Source organism: Streptomyces monashensis (genome assembly GCF_001866665.1).
GTDB lineage: Bacteria > Actinomycetota > Actinomycetes > Streptomycetales > Streptomycetaceae > Streptomyces > Streptomyces monashensis.
On record NZ_MLYO01000017.1, the window covers coordinates 68,882 to 91,468 of the forward strand.

Below are 22,587 nucleotides of genomic sequence, written 5' to 3' on the forward strand. Positions count from 1 at the left end.
ATGCCGACCGCCGTGATCGTCGGCGGTGGCATCGCCGGACTCGCCGGCGCGCTGGCCCTGTCCGGCATCGGCTACCGCGTGCTGGTCCTCGAGCGGGCACCCCGACCGCCCCGGGGATCCGTCACCCAGGCGGCGCCCCGGTGGCAGGACCGCCCCACCGTGCCGCAGGCAGGGCACTCGCACACCCTCACCTCGCTGGGGGTGCGTGTCCTGCGCGAACGAGCCCCCCAGGTCCTTGCCGCGGCCCGCGCCGCCGGGGCCCACCTGCTCGACCTCACCAGCGCACTGCCCGCAACCGTCCCCGACCGGGCCCCGGAGCCGGGCGACAGCGACCTCGTCGCCCTGGGCTGTCGCCGCTCGACCCTGGAACTGCTGCTGCACCGTACGGTCAGCGACACGGCCGGGGTCGGCGTGCGCCACGGCGTCCACGTCACCGCCGTCGAACTCGACCGCACCGCACGGCGCGTACGAGCCGTCGTGACCGACGGGGGTGAACGGCTGCCCGCCGACATCGTGGTGGACGCCACCGGGCGTCGTGCCCTGTCCCGCACCTGGCTGCGCGCCGCGGGCATCCCGCTCGCACCCGATCGCACCAGCCCCTCCGGGCTCACCGGGTACTCCCGTTCCTACACTCTCGACGTCACGACCCGGCCGGGGCCGCTCAACCGGGGCAACGCGGCCGGCGACATCTTCGGCCACTACGCGGGAGTCCTGCACCCCGGCGACGGCGGCACCTTCTCCGTGGCCCTGGCCGCCCTGCCGGGCGACCGGGCCCTGCACGGCCTGCGGACCCCCCAGGGATTCACCGCGGCGGCACACGCCACCCCGGGCCTGTCTCCCTGGCTCGACGACGGCATCAGCACACCCCTCGGCGGCGTCCGCGTCATCGCGTGCCCGCCCAACACCCTTCGGGGCTCGGCAGGCCCCCTCCAGCAGCCGGTCGCCGGTCTGTTCCCGGTCGGTGACGCCGCCTGCGTCACCAACCCGCTGTTCGGCCGCGGCATGTCACTCGCGCTGGAGCACGCCTTCCGGATCGCCGACCTCCTCGCGCACCGGCCGGACGTCGACATCGCCCAGCGCAGGGCCGTCGCACGGCTGACCCACGACCTGTTCGTGCCGTGGTACGAACAGTCCGCGGCATCCGACCGGCTCCGCATCGCCCGCTGGAAAGCCGCCGTGGCCGGCACCCCCGTGCCCACCCCGGTCCGCGCGGAGGGCGACCCGCTGCCCGCCTTCGAGGAAGTGGCGGCCGCGGCCCGCGGTGACGCCACCGTGTGGCGAGGACTCACCCGCGTCCTGATGACACTGAACACCCCGCACGAGGTCTTCGGCGACGAGGAGTTCGCCGAACGGGTCCGGCGGGCGGCCCCCGGCGCCGCGCCGCGGCCCGACGGAGTCGGCAGACAGGACCTCGTACGCCGGGTCGCGGCGGCCGAAGGGGCACTCGTATGACAACCCTGTCCCCGGAGGCGCCGGCCTCCCGCGTACGACCGGCCGAGCGCCACCGCGTGCTGCTGGCGCCGATCACCGTCACCCCGTCGAAGCCGCTCACCCCCAGCCACCTCAAGGGGCTGCTGTGGACGGACGTGATGTACCGGGCCACCCGACCCCTCGCCGAGGTCACCTACCGCTACAGCCACACCACCTACCACGCCACGGAACAGACCCTGGGATTCTGGGAGTTCCTCGACCGCACGCACGGCGACGTCGACTACAGCGGCCTCACCGTGGAGCAGATCGGCGAACTGTACGTGGCCTTCCGTGCCGCCGACCGTGCACCGGCCGAAGCGCTGCGTCCCTACGACGACGCGGCCGAGCGCGGCTGGGTGCACCCCGCCAGTGCCCGGGTGCTGCAGCTGTGGTCCGGCCAGTACGCCGCACTCGGGCTGCACGACCCCGGACTGCTCCGCCACCAGCCGCCCGGCCTCACCCTCGAGGCGATGCTCTCCCGGCTCACCGCTCTCGGCATGTGCCTGGACCAGCGGGACGTCGGCGGCCCCGTCTACCTGGATCTCACGCGCCACGGACTGCCGCTGCGGCAACTCGTCACCCCTGACGGCCGCCCCAACTACCTGTGCTGTGCACTGCGTGAACTCCTCCCGCTGGCACCGGACTTCGACGAAGTCGTACTCCTCTACGACGGCGAGCTCGACCCCGACTACCAGCAACTGGCACGGGTCCTCGCGGCGCAGGGGCCCCGCGTGCGGCGGGTGAGCCTCGGCAGGGTGCCCGTCGACGGGCAGATCCGTTCCGCACGCCACGGCGGCTGGCGAGACCTGCACGCCGGACCGCTCCTGGAGAACGCCCTCGCCGAACACGACGCCGCCGCCGTATGCCTGGGCATGCGGCTGTACTTCATCGCCGTGCTCGGCCCCGGACAACAGCAGTCCTTCCGTGCCGATCTCCTGCGCCAGACCCTGAGGCGGGCCGCGCGCCTCCTCGAGGCCGCGCCGCAGCACGAGGTGAGCCCACTGGCGGAGCACCTCGCGCGGCACCGCAAGGACCAGCTGTACGTGGATCCCTACCGGCTGACCTCCGGCCTGCTCGGCAGACGTCGTGCCGCACCCGCCCTCGACCTCCTGGCGACGGTCTTCCTATGACGCTGACACAACAGGCCCTGCGCGAGCACGCCGCGCTGCGCATCCTCGCCGCCCGGCCGCGCCTGGCCGCCAGGCACGACCTGACCTCCCACGAAGGACTGCTCGCGGCCCAGCGCGACATCACCGCCGAGGACCCCACCGAGGGAACCCTGGCCGTCGTCGTGCTCAGGAGCTTCGACCTCGCCCGATGGACCCGCGACACCTGTGCGTTCGCCCTCGGCATCGACCCGCGGCAGGCGGCGTCCTGGCGGGCCGGCTTCACCCGCACGGTCTTCCTCGCGGGGGATCCGGCGCACCTGTGCGAGCGGTTCTCCTTCGCACACGTCGCGCCGGACCTCTCAGCGGCGTGGACCGCGCCCGGCTCCGCCGCGCGGAGCGCCGCACTGCGAAGGCTCCTGAAGCTCTTCAACGCCCCTGCCGCGCTCCCGGCCCGGCCGGACGTCGTCGTCGACGTCCCCGGGGTTCCCCGCCTCGCCGACCGTCCCCGTGTCCGCAGGGCCCTGTACATCGCCACCGCCGGATGCACCATCGCCGAGGCCCTGGTGCACCTCAATCACGTGCTGGTCGAAGCCGTGCTGGACGGGCTCATCGCCCCCGGCGACCAGCTGAGCCTGCGCCAGGTGCCACGCGTCATCGGCACACCCGCGCGCCTGGCCGGCGTGCGGGTCATCGCCGACGACCACGACCCGAACCGGCTGCGCGCCGCCGCCGGGCTGACAGAGGAGATTCCTCTTGCTTGATCACACCCCGACCGCCACGGACGTCCGCGTCATCCGGTTCGGCTACCACGGCTCCCCGGAGGTGGCGCACCACATCACCCGGCTCGCCGGCCGGGACCGGTCAGCGGTGCGGCTGAGCGCGTACGACGTCACGGACCCGTTCCGCGACCTGCGCGCCGGCGAACTGGACCTGATGATCGTCAAGTTCGGCCTGCGGGAACCCGACCTGGTCACCAGCCGGGTGCTCACCGAGGACGCCCGCGCCGTCCTCGTCGGCGCCGCGCACCCTCTGGCCGCTCGAGCGTCGGTGTCCGTCGAGGAACTCGCCGACTACGACACCTTCGCCCGGCCCGGTGCCTTCCCCGACTACGTGTGGGACGACGTCGTTCCGCCGCGCACCCCGGCCGGTCGTCCGATCCGCCGCAACCGGCGGGTCGGCTCCATCCCCGAGATGATGGCTCTGGTCGCCGAAGGCGAAGCGGTGCACATCTCCCTGGTCTCGCTCGCCGACGTCGCACCACCCGCCGTCCGCGTCGTGCCGATCCACGACCTGCCGTCCGCCCCGGTCACGGTGGCATGGCGGCGAGGCACGGAACTCCCCTTCCATGTAAGGGACTTCATCACCACCGCCGAGGCGGAGGCATCCCGTTGACCGCCGCGTCCGAGCCCACCGTGGTCCTGCTGCATGCGCTGTCCCTGCACGCCACGATGTGGCAGGCGCAGGAACGGGCCCTGCGTGCGGCGGGTCACCCCGTCATCGCCCTGGACCAGCGTGGCTTCGGCACCGCCCCGCTCGGCACCGCGCCCCCCTGCCTCGACGTCGTGGCCGACGACGTCGCCCGCGCGCTCGACCGGCTCGGCAGCCACCGGGCCGTCCTCGTGGGATCGTCCATGGGCGGCTACGCGGCGATGGCATTCCTGCGCCGCTTCCCCGACCGCGTCGCGGGGCTCGCCCTGCTGTCCGCGCGAGCCACCGCCGACTCCCCTGGAACAGCCGCCGAGCGCATGCGGTTCGCGGAGCTCGTCCAGGACGAACGGAGCAGGCAAGCAGTGCTGGAGCGCGCCACGCCACTGCTGGTCGGCGCCACCACCCGGCAGCACCGCCCGCACGTGCTGTCCCGTGTCCTCGCCGACGCCCGCGCCGCCGACCCGGCGGCCCTCGCCTGGGCCCAACGGGCGATCGCGGCCCGCACGGACTCCACCGTGCTGCTCCGCGCCACCCGCGTGCCCGCCGTGGTGATCGCCGGGGCCGAGGACGAACTGGTGACGGCGCAGGAAGCACAGGCTGTCGCCGACGCCCTTCCGCAGAGCACCCTCGTCACCGTGCCGGGCGCCGGACATCTCGCGCCGCTCGAAGCACCCGAAGCGGTCACCGGTGCACTGCTCGACCTTCTGGGCGACATCGCGGCCCCGCGCCCCGTACGTGCCGCACGCCGCACGGAGACCGGGGCGCCGTCATGCTGACCGAGGACCACAAGCACTGGGGCCACGCCTCCTCGAACGGCCTGGGATTCACCCACCACACCGTCGTCGACGCCCATTTCCGCGCCTGCGAACGCCCCTACCTCGCCCTCCTCGGCCAGGCGGGCATCCGCCCGGGGCAGCGCGTGCTGGACGCGGGCTGCGGCTCCGGCGACTTCCTCCCCCACCTCGGCCGTCTCGTCGGCGAAAGCGGCCGGATCACCGCCGTCGACCTCGCCGCGGAGAACGCGGCGCTCGCCGCGGACCGAGCCCGCGAAGGACAACTGCCCTGCCCCGTCCAGGTGTACCGGGCCAGCCTGCTGGAGCTCCCCTTCCCGGACCATGCCTTTGACGCCGTGTGGTGCTCCAACACCGTGCAGTACCTCGATGACGGTGAACTGGCCGTGGCTCTCGCCGAATTCAGCCGAGTGGTACGTCCGGGCGGCATCGTCGCCGTCAAGGACCTGGACGCGCATCTGATCACGGCACGGCCGGCCGACCCCTACCTGTTCACCGACTTCTTCCGGGCCGCGGGCAGCGGACCGGGCTACGCCCGCCAGTTGCTGCGCACCCGCGAGCTGTACCGCCACTTCAGGCAGGCCGGACTGACACGCGTACGCCAGCAGACCACGGTGATCGAGCACTACGCTCCCCTGTCCCCCGCGGCGCGCGGCTTCTACGCGACGGCCTGCGCACAGCTCGCCGGTCAGGCCCTGGCACTCGGACTGCACGAGGAATGGCGGCGGTTCGTCGACCCGGACCTGCCCGGCCATCCGCTGGACGACCCCGACGGCTACATCAGCGAGGGCAACGTACTCGCGGTCGGCACGGTGCCGGGGTGATCACGGCGTCGTCACCCCGGCACCCGGCTCCCGCACCGGATCACTCTCCCGGTACGGCCGCTCGTTCGGCGTCTTCGGCGAAGGACCGCGCCAGCTCCGCGAGCCGGGCGGGATCCCGCTCGCGTCCCTTCTTGCTCAGGAACCGGAGCAGGTCGAAGAAGGTGTCGTCGTCTTCGATGTTCCGGTCCAGGAGCATGGCGAGGGTGCCGGGTTCGTTGTACGGCACCGTGCGAACCCGGGCGCCGGACTGACTGTCCGCCCGCGGCCGGGAGACGGGCGCTTCCGCCCGCGGCTCCGGTACCGGCTGCTGCGCATCCGCCTCGTCGGCGGCCGGTGCCGGAGCCTGCGCCGGTGCCTGCGCGACGTGCGGTGCAGGTACGTCCGGCTCGGTGTCGCCTCCGCTTTCATGCCGACCCTCGGGCTCGTCCGGCTGCTCCCCGGCGGCCACCGGCGGTACGTCCGGCGCGGGCACTTCGCCCTCCGGCTCCCGCCTCGCCGGCTTCTCCGAACTCACCGGCCTGTCCGGCCTGTCCGAACTGTCCGGACTTTCGGAGCTCTCCGGTGGCTGCTTCCGGCTCCGCTTCTCCTCCTCGCGCCGGGCCCGCTCCTCCTTGAGCTCCCGCAGCGCCGTTTCCTGGTTCTCCACCGGCTTGTTGGCCACGGCCCGCAGCAGGTCGATGGGCTCCTCACCGATGCGGCCCTGCAGTTCGGGGGTCAGGTTGAGCAGGGCGAGGCGCTGCGACACCCAGCCCTGCGAGCGGTGGAGCCGCTTGGACAGCGCGGTCTGGCTGCCATGGATCGCCAACAGCCGCCGCAGGGCCCGGGCCTCGTCGAGTTCTCCGAGGTCGTGCCGGTGGATGTTCGCGACGAGGGCCGACTCCAGCAGTTCCTCGGAGTTGGCGCCCTGGTCGTCACTCACCATCACCTTGACGACGGCCAGCCGCGCCTCACGGGCGGCGGCGAGACGGCTGCTGCCGTCGATCACGACATGGGTGGTGTCCGGTTCGAGGTCGGCCTCGCGCTCGGGGTTGGCCTTGATGTAGGCGTCGCGGTTCATGACCGTGATCGCCTGCTTCTGCCCGTGTGTCGCCAGGCTGCCCGTCAGGTCGGTCAGATCACCGAGGCTGGAGCGGGGGTTGTCCGGGTTGAGGCTCACGCGGTGCGGCGGGAGTTCGGTGGGCGGGGCAACGCCCTCCGTGGGCACGCCGGTGGCGGCGGCCACGGCCTGGCGGCGTGCGCTGACCGGGCGCACTCCCCCGCCGAAGCGTCCGGCACCCAGCTGATCGGCCTTGCTCATACGATCTCCCTGGCGAGCGCGCGCATCCCGATCGCCTGCTGCGACTTGGGGGCGTAGGACAGCAGGGGCCGCTTCATCCGGACCGCTTCCTTCTGTTCCTTGAGATCGCCGATGAGCCCGACGACCCGGGGATCCTTTATGTCGACCCACCCCTGCAACGAGGAGGTGGCGATGAACCCGCGGCGCGAGTCGTAGAGGTTGACCACGATGCCGAGGTAGTCGATGTCGACCTGGAGGTCCCCGCGCAGGTCGTCGATCTGTGTGGTGAGCAGCTCGTAGGCGTCCGCGGAACTGTCCTCGGCCTGCACCACGATCAGCGCACCGGACTGGCCGAGCTTCTCGCCGTCGCGCCGGCGGCCGTAGTACGCCGCGGCGTCCATGCTCAGGCCGAGGCTCGGCGGGCAGTCCACGAGGATCACGTCGTAGTCGGTCTCGAGCGGGGCGAGCGCGCGCTCCAGCGCCGCTTCCCTCGCACGTACGGCCGAGAGGCGGACGTCGAGCAGGAAGGCGTCGTTGCAGGCGGGCAGCAGGTGGAGCCGGCCGTCGAAGGTCTCGTCGTCGATGGAGACGATGAGATCGCGCAGGTCGCCCTTCGGGTCGCCCGCCATGTGGTTGGTGAGGCTGTCGCCGTTCATCGGGACGGGCGCCGCCCCGAGTTGGTTGGTGAGGTGGCACTGCGGGTCGAAGTCGACGAGCAGGACCCGCAGCCCGAGCCCGGGCAGGTTCTCGATGTTCAGGGGGTCCTCGCCGACCGGCACGTCGTCGGCGTGGGCCTCACTCGCCCGCAGGGCCTCGGCGAGCGCCTTGGCCACCCGCACCGAGTGCAGGCTGTTGGCGTCCTCGGCGAGCGCCTCACCGACACCCGCGGTGATCGCGGTCTTGCCCACGCCGCCCTTCTGGTTGCACACGATGATGCGACGGGTGTTCTCGGGCCGTTCGACGTCCGGCGCCGGGTTGGAGTCGAGCCACAGCTGGACCGACTGCGCCAGGCCCTGGATGAGCGAGACCCCGCGCTCGCCGGCGATGTGGCGGAACTCGTCCCACTGGCCGGGCGGCAGGAAGGTGGAGAACGAGTCGGAGCGGGAGGTGTCGACGGCAGCGGGAGTGAAGGCAAGGGTGCACCAGTCCCGGATGCCCTGCTCGACGGCCGCCTGGATCTCGACACCGTGCTGGGCGGCCCGGACTTTGAGGTTCTGCCGGAGCCATCCCGGCAGCTTGGAGACGACCTTCTCGCGGTCGCTGGACGTGGCTGGCGAACTCATGGACGACACCTTACTAACGTCCGCGATTCTTACAAGCATCGACACGTTAGTTGGAGACCTTTTCGTCCACGTCCTCCGGGCCCAGACCTCTCCTGCCGCGGTCCGCTTCCGGGCGCGGGTCACGGACTTCGCGCAGCACCTCGTCCGCGCACCCCATCCGTCGGCGTCCCGGCCCTCGTTGTCGGCGAACATGGCGCGGCTGCGTGGTACCAGGGGCCTTCGCCGGCCCCTGGACCCCGCTGCCCCGCCACTTCCCGGCGCGCATCCGTTTCGTCGTGCCGAAGGCCGTACGCGCCGGGAAGCAGCGGGGTCGTGGGTGCGTGGCGCCGCCGTCGGCCGCGCGCGCTGGACGATGGCTCGACCCGGGGTGGAGCGCGGGACGGACGTGGCGCACCGGCTGCGGGGCCGAGGTCGGTGGGCCACGTAGTTCGGCATCAAAGCGGATGATCCGGGGACGGGCTTGTCCGACCGTTGACAAGGGTAAGAGAGCGCGCTCGACAAACGCCACTTGACCTGCAGAAACACACGAGACGGCCCAGATCCCAGGAACTGCCAGGCAGTTCCTGCAACAGCGGAGGGCGATCGACGGAACCGAGTACCCAGATCCCACGGACGTGCACCCGGTCCCTGAAAACCGGGTACCACGATCCTGCCGACTGCCACCACGATCGTAGAAACTGCCACCACGTCCACAGGAACTGAGTACCCGGTTCCTACAGACGTGGCAGATTGACGTGACGTACATGAGCCAGGCCGGGGAGCGTCCGCACCGGAGGGGTACGGACGGTGAACGTGACGACATCCGACACGGCCGACAGGCGGACTTAATTGACTTCCTGCTCATGTACGTTAGGTTCATCTGGTCGGCCTCAGGGGTCGTCCCTCATTGACCGCCAAACACCCCCCTTACTCGGAGGGCCCGTTGGGAGCACTTCGCAGACTCGTCGACGCCGACACGGGCGAGCCGGTCCCCTATGCGCCGTACGCCTTCTCCGGCAGACACACCCAAGTCGACAAGGCCCGCGTCGAGGCGATCACCGAGTCCAAGGCGTTCACACCCAGTCAGAAGTTCCTCATCCTCTGGTGGATCGGTGTGTCACCCGAGGGCATGGAGCCGCTGCGCGCCACTGGTGCGGACATCGCCAAACGTGTAGGGATGTCCACAGACGCCGTCGGAAAGATCAACAGGAAATTGGCCAAACACCGCATCCTGGTCGTGCGAGGCCGTATCGGCAACTACAATCTGTACCGAATCAGCCCGTACATCGCCTTCCACGGCACAGGGATCGAGCAGCGTGAAGCCGTAAAGACGTGCAACCCGCCGGACATCCCCGGATTCAACGACAACATTCCTGCACGGTGGGAGGCCCAGTGATCAGCAGCGACGACAAGCAGAAGAACCTCGAACTGCTTGAGAAGACGGCCGGCATGAGCGCCAATCAGCGTCTCGTCGTCATGCTGTACGCCCTCCACCCGACCGACCGGTCCGGCGCCGTCCTGGAGACCGCCGCCAACCTGGCCAAGCTCGTCGGCATGGCCCCGCCCGTCTTCTCCCGCACCCGCAAGCAGGTCATCGAGGCCGGCTGGCTGGAGGAGACCGAGCGCATCGGTCACATCAAGTACTACCGCCTCGACCCCAAGCGCATGGGCGAGAGAGTCGTCGTCCCGCTGCGCCGCGCCGCGACCTGACGTCCCGGAGAGCGCGCCTCATTGACGTCACGTACATGAGGCGCGTTCCCAGGAACGTTCCGCTTGACCCGACGGCAAGGACGACGGCCCCACAACGCCACAACGGCACCGCGAGACTGTCGCCTTCCGCTTACGCCGGATCCGCCGAGCCGTCGCGACCGGCGGGGCGGTCCGGGCTGAACGCGGGTCCGGCCGGACGCTCTTGCCTCAGATCGGCGAGAAGGCCGTCGAGCGCCTCCTTGAGGGCTGTCGCGTTCGCCGGATCGAACCAGGTGGTGCGGATGCGCTCGTTGTTCCCTCCGGGTGTCTCGTGGTCGGCGGCGAGTCGGTGCAGCGGGCGGGTCCCGTCGTCCAGGGAACGGCCGACGTTCCGGAAGAGGCCGCGCACATACCGGTCGGCGGTGTCGGAGGCGATGCCGTGCCCGGCAGCCCATGAGGTGAGCGTGGCGAGGTAGCTGTAGTGGGCGGTGAGCGTCCCGGTCAGCGCGGAGAAGACGTTGAAGGCATCCTCGTCCTCGACGGGGAGCGCCCCGCCCAGTTGCTGGAAGAGGGAGTCCACCACCGGGTGCGAGGGGCAGGTCACGGTGGCGGAGCGGCGCTCGCGCACCGCCGGCAGCGGGATGGCGCGGACGATCGGGGCGCCGGTGGCGAGGGTCCGGCGCAGGTCGTCGATGGCGACACCGGCCAGCAGGCTGACCACGGTCTTGTGGTCGTCCAACTCCAGCCCGGCGAGGGCCTCGTGGTGGTCCTGGCGGCGCACGGCGATGATCACCAGCTCGGAGCGGTCCACCACCTCCTGGTTGTCGGCGCACACCCGGACGCCCTCGTAGCGCTCGGACAGTTCGGCGGCGGTTCGGGCCCCCCGGGGAGAGAGGAAGATGCCCGGCGACGTACCACCCTCGTCACACAGGCCCTCGACGATGGCCCGGCCGATCTCTCCCACTCCGATGACGCCGATGCGCTGCACTGTGTTTCCTCCATGGGTGTGTGGGGGTCGTGCGGGGCCGACGTCACGTCAGCCGCGGTCTTCTCCACAGCAGTGCGACCGCGACGACGTCCCCGTCCTCGCGTGGACGGGGATGACGTCGCTGCCGCAGGTGTCAGCAAGTCCAAGGGCGGTGGGGTGCACCGCTCCTCCTCACTTTGCCAGGGCCGCGCGGAGGAACTCGAGGATCTCCGCCCGGGCGGCCTCGGCCTGTGGTTCCACGCCGGGTAGGGCGAGGAACGCGTGCTTCGCACCCGGGTATTCGGAAAGCCGCACGGGCGTCCCGGCCACGCGCAGCCGCTCGGCGTAGCGGCGGCCGTGATCGGCGACGGCGTCCTGGGTGGGCACCACCACGAGCGCCGGGGCGAGCTCGCTCACATCGTCGGCGTACAGCGGTGAGACGGCGCGGGCGTCGGCTCCCGGCGGGACGGAGAGCCGCTGGAAGAGCCGCAGTTGGGGCAGGGCGCGGGTCGGGCTGTATGCGAACTCGGCGATCGAGGGGTAGTCGTACATCGACTCGGTCACGTCGACCGCGGGGTTGACCAGCACCTGCGCCCTGAGCTCCAGGCCGGCCTCCCGGGCCCGGACGGCCGACAGGGCGCTGATCAGCGCGCCACAGCTCTCACCGAAGACGGCCGTACGTGCCGGGTCGGCGCCCCACTGCTCGGCGTGCCGCACCACGTGCTCGAGCACGTCCCAGCCGTCGTCGGCGGCGTTCGCGAGCGGACTGTCCGGGGCGACGAGGCGGTGCTCGACCGAGACCACGAGGGCGGGCAGGCGGGCGGCGAGGTGGCTGTTGGCCCAGTCGCACTGCACCGCCGTGCCCACGAAGCTGCCTCCGTGGACATGGACCACGAGTGGCAGGTCGGTCCCGGCTGTGGTCTCGCCTTCTCCCGTCGGGGCCGGCCGGTACACCCGGACCGGGAGGTCGCGGCCGGGCAGGGCGATCTCCTGCCAGACGATCGCGGCGCCGGGGTCCGGCTCTCCGAGGATCGTCCGCGCCGCGCCGGAGGCCCGCCAGTGGTTCTCCGCGGCGCGGTAGGCGAGCAGTTCCTCGGTCGTGATCGCCGAGAAGTCCGGCTCCGGCGGCCGTGTCGCGGTCGTGGCCTCGCCGGTGGTCCCGTTAGCGCCCTCGCTCATGTGTCCTTCTCCCCTCCCCCGGCCGGATGCCGGGCGCGCCGCTGCGGTCGGACGGTGCACTACCTGCTGCACCTGCGTTGCCCTCATTATGCACGCACTGCGTGCATCAGCAAGTGCATAGGTTAGACTGAGTCCGGACGAGAGGGGCGAGATGACTGGCCGAAGGCGATGGTCGACCGAGGAGATCCTGGACACGGCGGCGGAACTGCTGCGCACGAGCGACGCCGAGTCGTTCAGCGTGCGCAAGCTCGCCGCGGCGCTCGGGACCGACTCCTCCAGCCTCTACCGGCACTTCCGCAACAAGACCGAACTGATGCGCGCGGTCGCCGACCGGATCCTGCTGGCCGCCATGGACGGCTACCGCCCCGAGGGCGACTGGAAGCAGCGCGTCACCAGCCTGGCCCTGCACCTGCGCGAGGCCTTCGGCGAGCAACCCCAACTCGCCGCGATCTGGGGACGGTACGGGTCCGGTGGCAGCGGATCCCGGTCGGTCATGGAGGAGGTGCTGCAGGCCTTGCGCACGTCCGGCCTGCCCGACCAGGAGATCCCGGTGCGCTACCACCGCATCGTGATCCTCCTCGCCGCGCTGATCGCCTCCGAGGCCGGTATCAGCACCCTCACCCCCAAGGAGTACGAACAGGGCATGGAGCAGTTCCGCGTGGCCGTCCTCGGCGCCGACCCCGAACGCTTCCCCGCCCTGGCCCACTTCGCCCGCGACGTCCGCCCCCTCGGCGCAGACCGCCGCGCCGCGTTCGAAGAGATCCTCGCCGCCCAACTCGCCCACGTCGAGGCCCAGATCGCCTGAGGCGCCGGGCCTGCGGCGGCCGCGGCCCGGTGAAAGCGATGGGGTTGACCTGAGAGGGGCCGCGGGCATCCGCTCCGGCGGCTTCACGGCGCGCGGCATCGGCCGCGAGTACGGCGCGGTCGGCCTCGGCACCTGCTCCGAGTACCAGACCATCGCCCTGCGACCCTGCCGCACGGTTCAGGCGTGCGCTGGTGCCGGTGCTCTCGTGCTCGGCGGTCAGGACGGCTGGATCTGGTCGAAGAAGGCGAGGGCCTCGGCGGGGTCAGGGCTCACGAGACGTTCCAGACCGGCCGTCGTGATCTTCGCCCACCGGCCGGCCCGTGCCCACATCTGTTCCTCGAAGGCGCGGACGGTATCGTCCGGATCTCCAGGACCGGTGGCGAGGGACTCGGCGAGTTCGGCGCCTTCCAGCATCGCGAGGTTCGCGCCCGCCCCCAGCGGCGGCATCAGATGGGCGGCGTCGCCCAGGAGCGTCACCCCGGGGACGTGGGTCCAGGTGTGGGACACGGGCAGGGTGTAGAAGGGGCGGTGGACGAACGCGGTGCCGTGGTGGAGGAGGTCGAGGACGGGCGCGGCCCAGCCGTCGAACAGAGCCAGCAGGCGCGATCGCACGGCCTCGACGTCGGCCAGGTCCAGGTTCGTGTGCCAGTCCAGCGGCGCGCGGAACTTGGCGTACACCTTGACGTGGCCGCCGCTGTTGCGCTGGGCGACGAGGGAGCGGTTCACGCCGTACACGGCCACGGAACCGTCGCCGATCAACCGGGCGAGATCGGGGTGGCGGGTGTCGATGTCGTCGAGGGAGGTCTCGACCGAGGTGACGCCGGTGTAGCGCGGCGTCACCGGCGAGACTGCCGGGCGGATCCGGGACCAGGCGCCGTCCGCGCCGACCACGAGGTCGAACGTCTCCTGCCGCCCGTCCGCGAAATGGACCAGCACGCCATCCCGGCTCCCCGGCGCCACCTGCGTCACGCCCCGGCCCCACTGGATGTCGAGCGGGCCGAGCAGCAGGTCACGGAGTTGCCCGCGGTCGATCTCGGGATTGGCCCGGTCATCCGGGCGGGGTCGCCAGTCGCGCAGGACGGTCCCGTCCACGTCCAGGATGCGCATGGCCTGCCCCTCGGGGCGGGACAGCTCCTGGAACCCCGCCAGCAGACCCGCCTTCTCCAGCGCGAGCTGGCCCAGCCCTTCGTGCAGGTCCAGCGTGCCGCCCGGGGGGCGGGCGTCGGGGGTGGGATCGCGTTCGAGGACGGTGGCGGGGTGACCATGGCGGTGCAGGACACGGGCGAAGGTGAGTCCGGCGGGGCCGCCCCCGACCACAGCGATGCGATGTCTCATGTCGATACACTGTATTGCTCCCATACGATGCATCGCAACAGTACGATGTGACCATGACTGTGTGGGACCGGCCGGAGCCGCCGGCTCGCCCTGTGCCGCTCGACCGGGAGCGGATCGTCGCCGCCGCCATCACGCTGGCCGACGAGGGCGGGCTGGAGGCGGTGTCGTTGCGCAAGGTCGCCGCCCGGCTGAACGCCGGCCCGATGCGACTGTACGGATACATCTCCACCAAGCAGGAGCTGTTCGACCTCATGGTGGACGAGGTCCAGGCCGAGATCCTCCCCGAGGAGCGGCCCGCTGACTGGCGGGAGGCGCTGCGCACCCTCGCCCACCGCACCAGGCAGGCCGCTCTCCGTCACGAATGGCTGGCCGACCTGCTCGGCGGGCGCCCGACCCTGGGCCCGAACGGCCTCGCCGTGACCGAGGCCACGCTGGCCGCCCTCGACGGCCTCGCCGACATCGACACCGTCATGCGCGCCGTGGAGACGGTCAGCGCCTACTTCACCGGCGCGATCAGGCGCGAGATCGCGAACCTGCGGGCCGAGCGCGCCACGGGCCTGTCCAAGCGCGACTGGCAGCGCGCCTCCGGTCCGCATGTGACGAGGATGTTGGCCACGGGCCGCTTCCCGGCGCTGGCCAAGGCCGTGCACGACGCCACGGACGTGGACGCCGAGCTGTCCTTCGCGACCGGCCTGGACTGGGTCCTCGACGCCGTGGCCGCCAGACTCACCCATCCTTGACCGTTGTCTTGGTCCGGAAGAGCGCATCGGGCTCGGTGCTCCCGGAACGCGGTCGCCGAACGCCGGAGCACCTCACCAGCGACACCACCACCGAACTCGCCGGCCTCGGCTGGTTCAGCGACGAAGTCCGCCGCCTCTACGGCTTCTCCGTCCCCGGCATCGACTGCACCGCCGCCGTCGAAGCCGCTGCGCGGATGCTCGCCACCGGCCCGGGCGCGAGTATCGCGAGCATCGCCGCAGAAGCGGGGGCGGACCCGCGTACGGTCCACGGTCTACCGGCGCTTCGCCTCCCGCGGGGACCTGCCGGCCGCGATGACGAGTCCCGTCTCACGGCCATCGAGCACGCCATCGACGACCCCCGGTTGCGCGAAGCCCCCCCCGTCACCGTCGCCCTGCCCGTTACGTCGAGAACATCATCGCTGTCAACCGGCCGAGGACCCGGTGCGTCGTCGTAGTGGAGAGCTGTCGGCTCAGGTCGGGCCGCAGGCACAAGTCCTCGGCTCCCGGCGAGCGCCGCGCCGTCTCGGCGGGCGCGGCGTCAGGGTGCCGACGTCGCTATGACCACGGACCCGGAACCGCTCTGGGATCGCGGTGTCTTCGCCCCCGGCTTCTTCGGGGCGATGGTGCGCGGGTCGACCGCCTCCCCCGGGGCCCCCTCGCGGTACAGGCCGTCGGGCAGGCTGTCACGGTCGTGGGGCAGCAGGAAGAACACCCGGCGCTTGTACAGGCCGCTGTCCGGGTCCGGGGAGGCGCCCTCGTCCAGCAGCGCGTAGCCCACCATGCGCCCGTCGCGTGCGTACGGCGGCTTGGTGTTGCGCCGCCTGGTCTTGTCCAGCGCCTGACGGACGTAGTCGAGCCGTTCGAGGTTCTCCAGCCACACCACCTCGGCCTCGTGGATGAGGTCGCTCTCGGTCAACAGCGAACTCATGGCTGCAGCCTCTCCTTCATGGGCGTGCTCCCCCGGCCATCGGACATGGCCGGGCGTCTTTCCGTCTCGCCCCGGCCTGCCCGCCGCCGAGGGGCGACCCGCTCTGCCGGGAGGCCGCCGTACACGGGACCCGCCCACCATCGTAAAGCGCACGACGACCACGGTGTAGGGCGTGTGGTGGTGAGAGCCGACGGGAGTCGGCCGTCATGGGTGCTCCAGCAGGGCGATGCCCGGATAGTACTTCCGGCCGTTCGACTTGATCATGTCGGTCGGTGAGGCCACGCCCACCTCCTGGCGGACACGGTTGGCGAAGGCGCGGGGCGTCGCGGGCCGGATGCCCTCACCGGCGTTGCACCACGAGCTGTACTCCGAGTAGAGCAGCCCCTGTTCCACCCGCAGGTCCTTGCCGGAGTCGCAGTCGCGCGTGCAGCACTCGGCCAGGAAACGGCCGATGTGGTCCTCCGTGGTGGCGTACGCCGTCGTGGCGAAACGGACCCGGTCAGGGCCTTCCAGCGGGTCCCTGGTGAGCAGATAGCGCTGCGCGCCCTGGATGAGCCACTGCAGGATCCCCGGGCCCTCGTCACGGACGAGTTCGAAGGCGAGGTTGTCGATCCTGCGGTGCGCCGGCACGGTCCGGGTGAACGGCAGCAGACGGATGCGCCGCCAGAACGCGAAGCCGCCCGTGGACACTTCGGGGCGATGGTTGCCCAGCAGCCACAGGTGGTGGGTCGGGGTGAACGAGAAGTAGTCCTGCCGCATCCGTCGGGCCTTGATCTTGTCACCGCCCGTCAGGAGCCGGACACGTGCTTCGTCGAACTTGTCGTTCGGCTTCAGCTCGCTGCACACGACCAGGCGGCGGCCGTGCAGTTCGGTCAGCTCGGTGGAGTGCTCGGAGAAGGCACCACGGTCCATCAGGAAGCCCGGCGGAGCCGCGTCCGCGTAGTCACCGAGGATCTGGATCATGATGTCGAGCAGTACGGACTTGCCGTTCTTGCCCTCACCGTGAAGGAAGGGCAGAACCTGGGCTCCCACGTCACCGGTGATGGAGTACCCGAGCAGCAGGTGCAGGAAGTCGATCATCTCCTGGCCCTCGTCGTCGTCACCGAAGGTGTCGGCGAGGAACCGGTGCCAGCGAGGGGTCTCCATCCCCTGGGGGGCCACGCTGGTGGCACGGGAGTGGAAGTCACGTGTGGGGTCGGCCTTGCGCAGGCGTCCGCTGTGCAGGTCGACCACTCCGACGGGCGTGCACAGGGCGTAGGGATCCCCGTCCAGTTGGTCGGGGTCCACGGAGATGTCCGGTGAGGCCTTCGCCTGGGTCAGCAGGGCCTTCAGACCGGTGGTGGACAGCGTACGGCGCTTGTGCTGCGCGAGTTCCCGGTCGCTGAAGACCCCGCGCGGGTCGGTGCCGGGCATGTCCTCGGCCATCTCCCCGGCGGCCCACAGCGCGGCTTTCTCCCCTCCCGCGCGCTTCCACCGGTAACCGTCCCAGGCGAACCAGCCCAGGCCCTCCACATGGCGGAACTGGTCGCGGTGCTGCTGCACGAAGAGGCGGGCGTTCCCGCGGTCGGAGAGGGACGGAGGCATCAACGGCACCGGGTCGGCTCCCCCGTGCCCCCGGGACGGCACGGAGACGTTCATGTATCCCTGCGCGGGGAGCCGGGCCTGACCCGCGATCGGATCCGCCGCCTGCAGGTCGAGAATCTGCTGAGCGGCGGCCTGCGGGTCGAAACGCGGCGAGCCTTCGGCGCTGCTGCTCATGGACGTCCTTTGAGGTGGAGAGGGCGGACGGACCCTACGGCAAGGGCGTCGTCGACGATCTTTTCATTGCGGGACTGCTGCCAAGGGCGGGCGTACTGGGCGACACGGAGGAGCCGGTCACGAATGGCCGCGTGCTCCAGATGCCCCGCCCCGACGAGCCCGCCGGCCGTGTAGGCCGCGCGGTTCAGCTTCTCCGAGAACCCGGTCCCCTGCGGGGCGGCGGCGCACTCCGCGACCAGGGCGATCAGCGGATCGATGAGCTGATCGGCCCCGGCCGCACGTGTCCTCCCCCTGGGTGGAGGCGGGACCGGGAGCGAGTCGGATACGCCCGCAGGGGCGGGGGTCCGGTCCCCGATCACATGTCCCGTACGACGCAGTTCCCGCTGGAGCCACTCGGGCAGCACGGCCGGACGCCGGGCCGTTCCCTCCGCACGGTAGACACCCTGCGGCGTCCTGGTCCCCGGAGCGACGATGTAGCCACCCTCGGCTCGTACGTCCACCTGCCAGGCGAGCGCGGTGTGCCGGGCGGAGCCGGTCGAACACCTGTAGCGGACGGAGTTGTCGGGGTTGCGGTACCAGACATGCAGCCCACCCGAAGGGGTACGCACCCTCAACGTGTTCGCGTCCTCGGCGGGCGAGTTCTCCCCCCGGTACGCCGCCAGGAGGGCCAACGTGTCGAAACCGGAGGCCAGTCCGTCCAGTCGTACCTGATCGGGGATGGGAATGCCCGGGAGCAGGTGCCCCCGGTCGGGCACCGGCGCCTGGTGCGCGTCAACGTCGATGACGACGAGCCCTGCGGGGCCGCAGGCGACACCCACCCCTGCCGAGGGCGTAGCGGCCCACCAACGCTCGACGAGGCCGGGATCGGCGGTGGCGGCATGGAAGCCGTGACAAGGGCGTCCTGCGGGCAGGCAGGGGCACGACGCCGGCTCGTGCCTGTTCCCTGTGCAGTCAGGGCAGTTCCGGACAGGAGTCTTGCGACCCGGGGCCAGCGGATGGACCGGCCAGCCCTGGGCGACGCACCACCGCGCGACAGCGTGCGCGGACCCGGGCACGACTGGTGCCGCACTGTCGCGGCTCTCACCTTCGCCCGGCACGGGAATCGTCCTCGTCACTCTGTCTGCCCGATCACTTCACACATCTGGCGTGGGGTTTTCGCCCCGCCAGGGACCGAAGGGACTCTGATGCGAAAAAAGTGTACGGCCCACCCTACTGAAAAAGAGAGTGTGTCGGGCCCCGCGCCCCTTCTCTCGCGTGTGTGGGTCCCTTGGGTCCCTTCTCAGTACTGCAGCTCTCACCCTAGGGGCTGAAGGGACTGAAGAGCACAGTCCGTTTTGGCCTGTTGAGGACGGAGCCGGGACGAGCGGGACGAGCGAGGGCCGGTGGAGGGCCGGGGCACCGGCGCCCACCGGCCGGCGCGAGGGACCGAAGGGGCCAGGGACCAAAGCGCAGGGTCTGTGGAACTGGTCGGACCCTGGCGGCTGGGCGGGCATAACCGCAGGTCAGGGCCCTATCCCCCACTGGATAAGGGACTGTAGGGACTGAACTCGGCAATTATGAGCTGTACTTGTATATGTGTGTTTGTATGCGCGCGCGCATCTGAACACATCTCTTCTCTACGTCATAATTGCGCTTTTCAGTCCCTACAGTCCCTCTCTCGCGTTGCAGTACGCCTCTGACCTGCGCAAATACCAGGGACCGAAGGCCAGGGACCGAAAGAGCCGCAGTCCCTTCAGTCCCCCGGTACAGCCCCTGTTGGGCCCTGCGGACCCTGTTGGTCCCTGGCCTTCGGTCGGAGACCGGCCGACGAATCGTCACCAGTGGCCTCTCTGGGGGGCGGTGAGCGAGCATCCTTCGGTCCCTGCTCGTCGGTTCGCTCTTCAGTCCCTGACAATCAGTCCCTGATGTCGCTGCGGGTTCGGGACGGCCCCGGTCCAGAGGTTCTGCCCCGTCTTTCATCCGCAGGTCGAAAGATCCTCGAGAACAGGGGTCCTGACGACGCTCGCCGCGAACGGCTGGGTGGCGACACGTCACCAGTGCGACTGTCGGAGCGCCAGATTCCCCGTTTCCCGGGGGACCCGACGACTGTGAAGCGACCGCCCGTTGGCCGCCGGCAGGGGTGTCCGTGCGTCCCGGTCTCAGCTCAGTGTCGTCGCCGGTGTGATGCACGGCTTCCCTCTGGTCTCACGGACCATCACTGCGCGAGAACTACAGCGGGAGCGGGTCTCCTTGGCCGCCCGACTGCTCGGCCCCGCTGACAGGTGGCCCCTGTCGCCTGGTGCTGCCCGCGGCGGTCGGCAGCCGCACCAACCCGCTCCGGCGGGACCGACGGCTGACACTCGAAAACGCCCTACGCACGCCCATTGCCGCGGACTCCCGCCCCGCGGGCTTCGCATACGCACTTCGTGCCCTCGCCCAGTCTGACGCCGAGCAGCCCGCCCTCTCGGGAAGGGGAGCAGGACTTCGCCTTCAGGGTTGTCCCCTCTCCCCCGGTGTCGCCATCGACGACCTCTTGCACCGTGTCCACTGGCTTCGCTCTATTACGGCGTAATAGGTCGTCGCCCGGTCGATGCTCGTAGCTCTACTTCCCGGGCCGCGTGTCCTGTCTCACTCAAGCGAGTCGTTTTCTCAACGAACGAAGCCGTTCGGGCTTCTGTCTCAGCGAACCTAGTCGCGCGACTGAGGGCGCTGGGGGTGCCGGATGGCTGTACCAGATGAGTGGATCAGGTAGGGCCGTGCGTCGAGTTGTCGTACGTCGACGCGGTACGCGGTCGTTGTCGGCGTCCGCTGCGGGACTGTGTGACGAGCCGGTTCGAGGATGTCGATCCGGTACGGACGTTCCGCTGGTCGCGCGGTGAGCTTCACTTTCCAGGCCGGATCGGCAACGGCATCGCCAACGCCGACGAGCAAGTTGACATCAGCAGACTCCCCGACACGCTACGAGCCCAGAGACACCACCGAAACCTGGTGGCGCGTCACGGACGCCGCTGGGTTCGCAACGCCTATCCGGAAGCGCGAAAAATGTACTTCGCCTGGCTGCATCAGAGCGCTGACCCGTGCGATCTGCTCGATACTGCACGCCGCATCCTCACCGACGGCCCCCGGAAACCCCCCGCTCCGGACCTGACGCTCACGATGGTCTTCCACCCTCAAGTCGTGACACTCGCCGGACTTCTCGCCGGCCGGGCGTGGGAACGCCGCGCTGTCGCCGCCGGCCACGGCACCTGGCTCGTCGAGCAGATCACCGTCCGCAACATCCTTCTCGGTTACGTCCCCAAGGACCGCAAGGACTCCCTGATCCGATGGCTTGAGCAGCATTTCTCCACCACAAGTTCATCGCCTTCCACCGAAGCCCCAGGATCTACGACGCGTTCTTCCTTCGCGAAGCCATCCCGCCACCGCGCCAGCCCGATGAAGCCGACGCGGAAACACGGTGGAGCCCGTTCCATCCCTACTACCGCTGCTGAGCCTGAGTACAGCCGGGTCGTGAGGCGGCCCAGAGCGGAGCGTCACGCGGTGAGGGCGCCGCCGACGAAGGTACGTTCCGGCGGTGACGCCACGAGTTCGACCGTGGTGACGGCGCGGAGGTCATCACCGACGACGCGCGTGATCGCGTCGGTGAGCGCGGTGCCGAGGCGCGCGGTGATCTGGGCGGCGTCGGGGCGGTCGAAGACGCCGGCGCGGACGCCCAAGATCACCGCGGCATGTGTGTCCACGACCTTGCCACCCTGCGCGAAGCGCCCTGCGGGAACTCCGGTCAGGCGGACGCTTACGAGGTCGCGGGCCCATTCGCCATAGACGTCGACGACAGAGTCGGTCAGTGCGGCGACGAGCATGGTTTCGTTCCCGGTCAGCCTGTTCTCTGGAAGGTGGACGGTCAGATGCGGCATAGTGGACCTCGTTCCCTTTGAATCCAAAGACTTTGTTTGCAAAGATATCTGGGAGAGGTCGCAGATGTCCATGGAATCGGACGGCCCAGCCGTCAACGAGGCCGTCCGCACCCTGCTGTTGCTCATGCCACGGCTCGTGGGCCGGGCCAAGCGCTTGCCCATACCTGCGGCGCTCCAGGGGATGGACCTGGCACCGCGACATCTCGCACTGCTGGCCCACCTGGAGTACGACGGCCCCACCAGCATCAACGAGCTAGCCGCTCGGCTGGAGGTGGCCCCGACGACCGTCAGCCTCATGGTCAGCGAGCTGTCACGGCCGGGTGTTCTGCAGCGCACCGCCGATCCCGCCGACCGCCGCCGCCGCATCATCGCCATCGCCCCCGCCTACGCCGCACCGATCGGCGAATGGCTTTCCGGAAGCGCCTCTGCCTGGGAACGCGTCATGCGCGGTCTCGACCCCGCGGAACGCGCCACAGTCATCACCGCCTTGCACGTCTACGAGGCCGCCTTGGAGCAGGCGGGCGACCAGCTGTCCCGTCCTCGATGATCTGGTTCGGCGTCGGGCCGCTGACGCGCGGCGACCAGTTCACTTGAGACGTGGGGAAGCCGGGACTCTCGGGCGATGTGGTCCTGGCTGGATGAATCCCGGATGCCGTCTCAGCTGATCAGGTCCGGCCCTGTTTCGAACGGGCACCACGCCTGGGTCGTCAGCCACGACTGATGGTTGAGTGAGATCATGGACAGCCTCGAGATCGATGAGAACTTGGTGCGCTCTCTGGTGCGAGAGCAGCATCCTGACCTTGCAGGCTTGGACGTGCGTGAGGTCGCCGGCGGTTGGGACAACCAACTGTGGCGCCTCGGGGACGAGTTCGCCGTGCGCATGCCGCGCACGGACCGAGCACCCTCCCTCCTGCGCAAAGAGCACCGGTGGCTGCCCGCCCTGGCCCCGTGCCTTCCACTACCGGTCCCGACTCCCCTGCGGATCGGTGAACCGTCCGCACGCTTCCCGCGGCCATGGACCATTGCGACATGGGTTCCCGGCGATCCAGCCGACCGCGCCCCAATCAGCCACGACAGCGCGGCCGAAACTTTGGCGGGCTTCCTCAAGTCTGCCCGGCCTGTCGATGCGGCGGATC

At 70.4% G+C, this 22,587-nt stretch carries 22 protein-coding genes and 1 pseudogene; 13 read left to right on the plus strand and 10 right to left on the minus strand.

All coding sequences use genetic code 11. The features are described from left to right. Genes BIV23_RS10020 through BIV23_RS10045 form a run of 6 tightly spaced genes read left to right on the plus strand, consistent with a single transcriptional unit; the run spans position 1 to position 5,622 of the window. Positions 1-1,452, plus strand: coding sequence for an NAD(P)/FAD-dependent oxidoreductase (locus BIV23_RS10020; protein WP_071380441.1), 1,452 nt, complete (start codon positions 1-3; stop codon positions 1,450-1,452). Beyond that, positions 1,449-2,600: a hypothetical protein gene (locus BIV23_RS10025; RefSeq protein ID WP_071380442.1), complete on the plus strand. Its 1,152-nt coding sequence runs from the start codon at positions 1,449-1,451 to the stop codon at positions 2,598-2,600. The genes BIV23_RS10020 and BIV23_RS10025 overlap by 4 nt, the downstream gene beginning before the upstream one ends. Continuing rightward, the gene (locus tag BIV23_RS10030; protein WP_071380443.1) at positions 2,597-3,340 is read left to right on the plus strand and encodes a DUF6182 family protein; all 744 of its coding nucleotides are present in this window, start codon (positions 2,597-2,599) and stop codon (positions 3,338-3,340) included. The genes BIV23_RS10025 and BIV23_RS10030 overlap by 4 nt, the downstream gene beginning before the upstream one ends. Next, entirely contained in the window at positions 3,333-3,971 is a 639-nt protein-coding gene (locus tag BIV23_RS10035) for a substrate-binding domain-containing protein (protein WP_071380444.1), read from the plus strand. Before BIV23_RS10030 ends, BIV23_RS10035 begins: the two co-directional genes overlap by 8 nt. Continuing rightward, a complete protein-coding gene (locus tag BIV23_RS10040) occupies positions 3,968-4,783 on the plus strand; it encodes an alpha/beta fold hydrolase (RefSeq protein WP_245790482.1) in 816 nt (271 codons plus the stop codon). Before BIV23_RS10035 ends, BIV23_RS10040 begins: the two co-directional genes overlap by 4 nt. Then, positions 4,777-5,622 carry a class I SAM-dependent methyltransferase gene (locus BIV23_RS10045; protein WP_071380445.1) on the plus strand — a complete coding sequence of 282 codons (846 nt, stop codon included), beginning with the start codon at positions 4,777-4,779 and terminating at the stop codon, positions 5,620-5,622. The genes BIV23_RS10040 and BIV23_RS10045 overlap by 7 nt, the downstream gene beginning before the upstream one ends. A 40-nt stretch (positions 5,623-5,662) precedes the next feature. Here BIV23_RS10045 and BIV23_RS10050 read toward each other — a convergent pair whose 3' ends face one another. After that, entirely contained in the window at positions 5,663-6,919 is a 1,257-nt protein-coding gene (locus BIV23_RS10050; protein ID WP_071380446.1) for a ParB/RepB/Spo0J family partition protein, read from the minus strand. Beyond that, positions 6,916-8,181 carry a ParA family protein gene (locus tag BIV23_RS10055; protein WP_071380447.1) on the minus strand — a complete coding sequence of 422 codons (1,266 nt, stop codon included), beginning with the start codon at positions 8,179-8,181 and terminating at the stop codon, positions 6,916-6,918. Before BIV23_RS10055 ends, BIV23_RS10050 begins: the two co-directional genes overlap by 4 nt. Positions 8,182-9,103: 922 nt before the next feature. Between BIV23_RS10055 and BIV23_RS10060 the strand changes: the two genes are divergently transcribed. Further along, positions 9,104-9,556 (plus strand): MarR family transcriptional regulator, encoded by a 453-nt coding sequence (locus BIV23_RS10060; RefSeq protein ID WP_071377350.1) that lies wholly within the window; start codon positions 9,104-9,106, stop codon positions 9,554-9,556. Then, positions 9,556-9,870 (plus strand): replication initiation protein, RepL2, encoded by a 315-nt coding sequence (locus tag BIV23_RS10065; protein WP_071377413.1) that lies wholly within the window; start codon positions 9,556-9,558, stop codon positions 9,868-9,870. The genes BIV23_RS10060 and BIV23_RS10065 overlap by 1 nt, the downstream gene beginning before the upstream one ends. A gap of 130 nt (positions 9,871-10,000) precedes the next feature. Here the strand turns inward: BIV23_RS10065 and BIV23_RS10070 are convergent, their stop codons facing one another. Next, positions 10,001-10,837, minus strand: coding sequence for an NAD(P)-binding domain-containing protein (locus BIV23_RS10070; RefSeq protein ID WP_071380448.1), 837 nt, complete (start codon positions 10,835-10,837; stop codon positions 10,001-10,003). A gap of 171 nt (positions 10,838-11,008) precedes the next feature. Then, a complete protein-coding gene (locus BIV23_RS10075) occupies positions 11,009-11,995 on the minus strand; it encodes an alpha/beta hydrolase (protein WP_071380449.1) in 987 nt (328 codons plus the stop codon). 151 nt (positions 11,996-12,146) lie between these two features. Here BIV23_RS10075 and BIV23_RS10080 point away from each other — a divergent pair, with 151 nt between their 5' ends. Beyond that, positions 12,147-12,800, plus strand: coding sequence for a TetR/AcrR family transcriptional regulator (locus BIV23_RS10080; RefSeq protein ID WP_071380450.1), 654 nt, complete (start codon positions 12,147-12,149; stop codon positions 12,798-12,800). Positions 12,801-13,016: 216 nt separating this feature from the next. Here the strand turns inward: BIV23_RS10080 and BIV23_RS10085 are convergent, their stop codons facing one another. Next, positions 13,017-14,135: an FAD-dependent oxidoreductase gene (locus tag BIV23_RS10085; protein ID WP_071380451.1), complete on the minus strand. Its 1,119-nt coding sequence runs from the start codon at positions 14,133-14,135 to the stop codon at positions 13,017-13,019. Positions 14,136-14,188: 53 nt separating this feature from the next. Here BIV23_RS10085 and BIV23_RS10090 point away from each other — a divergent pair, with 53 nt between their 5' ends. Both BIV23_RS10090 and BIV23_RS10095 read left to right on the plus strand, forming a co-directional pair. Continuing rightward, positions 14,189-14,875, plus strand: a complete 687-nt coding sequence (locus BIV23_RS10090) for a TetR/AcrR family transcriptional regulator (protein WP_071380452.1) — start codon at positions 14,189-14,191, stop codon at positions 14,873-14,875. Positions 14,876-15,069: 194 nt separating this feature from the next. After that, positions 15,070-15,305, plus strand: a pseudogene (locus tag BIV23_RS10095) (TetR family transcriptional regulator); the annotation flags it as partial. A gap of 108 nt (positions 15,306-15,413) precedes the next feature. Here the strand turns inward: BIV23_RS10095 and BIV23_RS10100 are convergent. From BIV23_RS10100 to BIV23_RS10120, 5 genes are all read right to left on the minus strand, one after another. Continuing rightward, the gene (locus BIV23_RS10100) at positions 15,414-15,803 is read right to left on the minus strand and encodes a DUF6009 family protein (RefSeq protein WP_071380453.1); all 390 of its coding nucleotides are present in this window, start codon (positions 15,801-15,803) and stop codon (positions 15,414-15,416) included. A 204-nt stretch (positions 15,804-16,007) separates the two neighbouring features. Further along, entirely contained in the window at positions 16,008-17,561 is a 1,554-nt protein-coding gene (locus BIV23_RS10105; protein WP_071380454.1) for a DNA primase family protein, read from the minus strand. Continuing rightward, positions 17,558-18,616, minus strand: coding sequence for a bifunctional DNA primase/polymerase (locus BIV23_RS10110; RefSeq protein WP_071380455.1), 1,059 nt, complete (start codon positions 18,614-18,616; stop codon positions 17,558-17,560). Before BIV23_RS10110 ends, BIV23_RS10105 begins: the two co-directional genes overlap by 4 nt. 1,882 nt (positions 18,617-20,498) lie before the next feature. Then, on the minus strand, positions 20,499-20,879 hold the full coding sequence (locus tag BIV23_RS50235; RefSeq protein ID WP_071380456.1) for a hypothetical protein: 381 nt from the start codon (positions 20,877-20,879) through the stop codon (positions 20,499-20,501). Between the two features lie 191 nt (positions 20,880-21,070). Continuing rightward, entirely contained in the window at positions 21,071-21,451 is a 381-nt protein-coding gene (locus BIV23_RS10120; RefSeq protein WP_071380457.1) for a tautomerase family protein, read from the minus strand. Between the two features lie 64 nt (positions 21,452-21,515). Here BIV23_RS10120 and BIV23_RS10125 point away from each other — a divergent pair, with 64 nt between their 5' ends. After that, positions 21,516-21,998: a MarR family winged helix-turn-helix transcriptional regulator gene (locus tag BIV23_RS10125; protein WP_071380458.1), complete on the plus strand. Its 483-nt coding sequence runs from the start codon at positions 21,516-21,518 to the stop codon at positions 21,996-21,998. A gap of 189 nt (positions 21,999-22,187) precedes the next feature. Beyond that, on the plus strand, positions 22,188-22,587 hold a 400-nt coding region (locus BIV23_RS45990; RefSeq protein WP_177239824.1), incomplete at its 3' end, for a phosphotransferase.

Coding starts and splice junctions, on each gene's coding strand:
- BIV23_RS10125 (WP_071380458.1), top strand. CDS start 21,516: ATGTCCATGGAATCGGACGGCCCAGCCGTCAACGAGGCCGTCCGCACC.
- BIV23_RS10055 (WP_071380447.1), bottom strand. CDS start 8,181: ATGAGTTCGCCAGCCACGTCCAGCGACCGCGAGAAGGTCGTCTCCAAG.
- BIV23_RS10090 (WP_071380452.1), top strand. CDS start 14,189: ATGACTGTGTGGGACCGGCCGGAGCCGCCGGCTCGCCCTGTGCCGCTC.
- BIV23_RS10025 (WP_071380442.1), top strand. CDS start 1,449: ATGACAACCCTGTCCCCGGAGGCGCCGGCCTCCCGCGTACGACCGGCC.
- BIV23_RS10020 (WP_071380441.1), top strand. CDS start 1: ATGCCGACCGCCGTGATCGTCGGCGGTGGCATCGCCGGACTCGCCGGC.
- BIV23_RS10075 (WP_071380449.1), bottom strand. CDS start 11,995: ATGAGCGAGGGCGCTAACGGGACCACCGGCGAGGCCACGACCGCGACA.
- BIV23_RS50235 (WP_071380456.1), bottom strand. CDS start 20,879: ATGCTGCTCAAGCCATCGGATCAGGGAGTCCTTGCGGTCCTTGGGGAC.
- BIV23_RS10085 (WP_071380451.1), bottom strand. CDS start 14,135: ATGAGACATCGCATCGCTGTGGTCGGGGGCGGCCCCGCCGGACTCACC.
- BIV23_RS10120 (WP_071380457.1), bottom strand. CDS start 21,451: ATGCCGCATCTGACCGTCCACCTTCCAGAGAACAGGCTGACCGGGAAC.
- BIV23_RS10100 (WP_071380453.1), bottom strand. CDS start 15,803: ATGAGTTCGCTGTTGACCGAGAGCGACCTCATCCACGAGGCCGAGGTG.
- BIV23_RS10045 (WP_071380445.1), top strand. CDS start 4,777: ATGCTGACCGAGGACCACAAGCACTGGGGCCACGCCTCCTCGAACGGC.
- BIV23_RS10050 (WP_071380446.1), bottom strand. CDS start 6,919: ATGAGCAAGGCCGATCAGCTGGGTGCCGGACGCTTCGGCGGGGGAGTG.
- BIV23_RS10080 (WP_071380450.1), top strand. CDS start 12,147: ATGACTGGCCGAAGGCGATGGTCGACCGAGGAGATCCTGGACACGGCG.
- BIV23_RS10105 (WP_071380454.1), bottom strand. CDS start 17,561: ATGAGCAGCAGCGCCGAAGGCTCGCCGCGTTTCGACCCGCAGGCCGCC.
- BIV23_RS10030 (WP_071380443.1), top strand. CDS start 2,597: ATGACGCTGACACAACAGGCCCTGCGCGAGCACGCCGCGCTGCGCATC.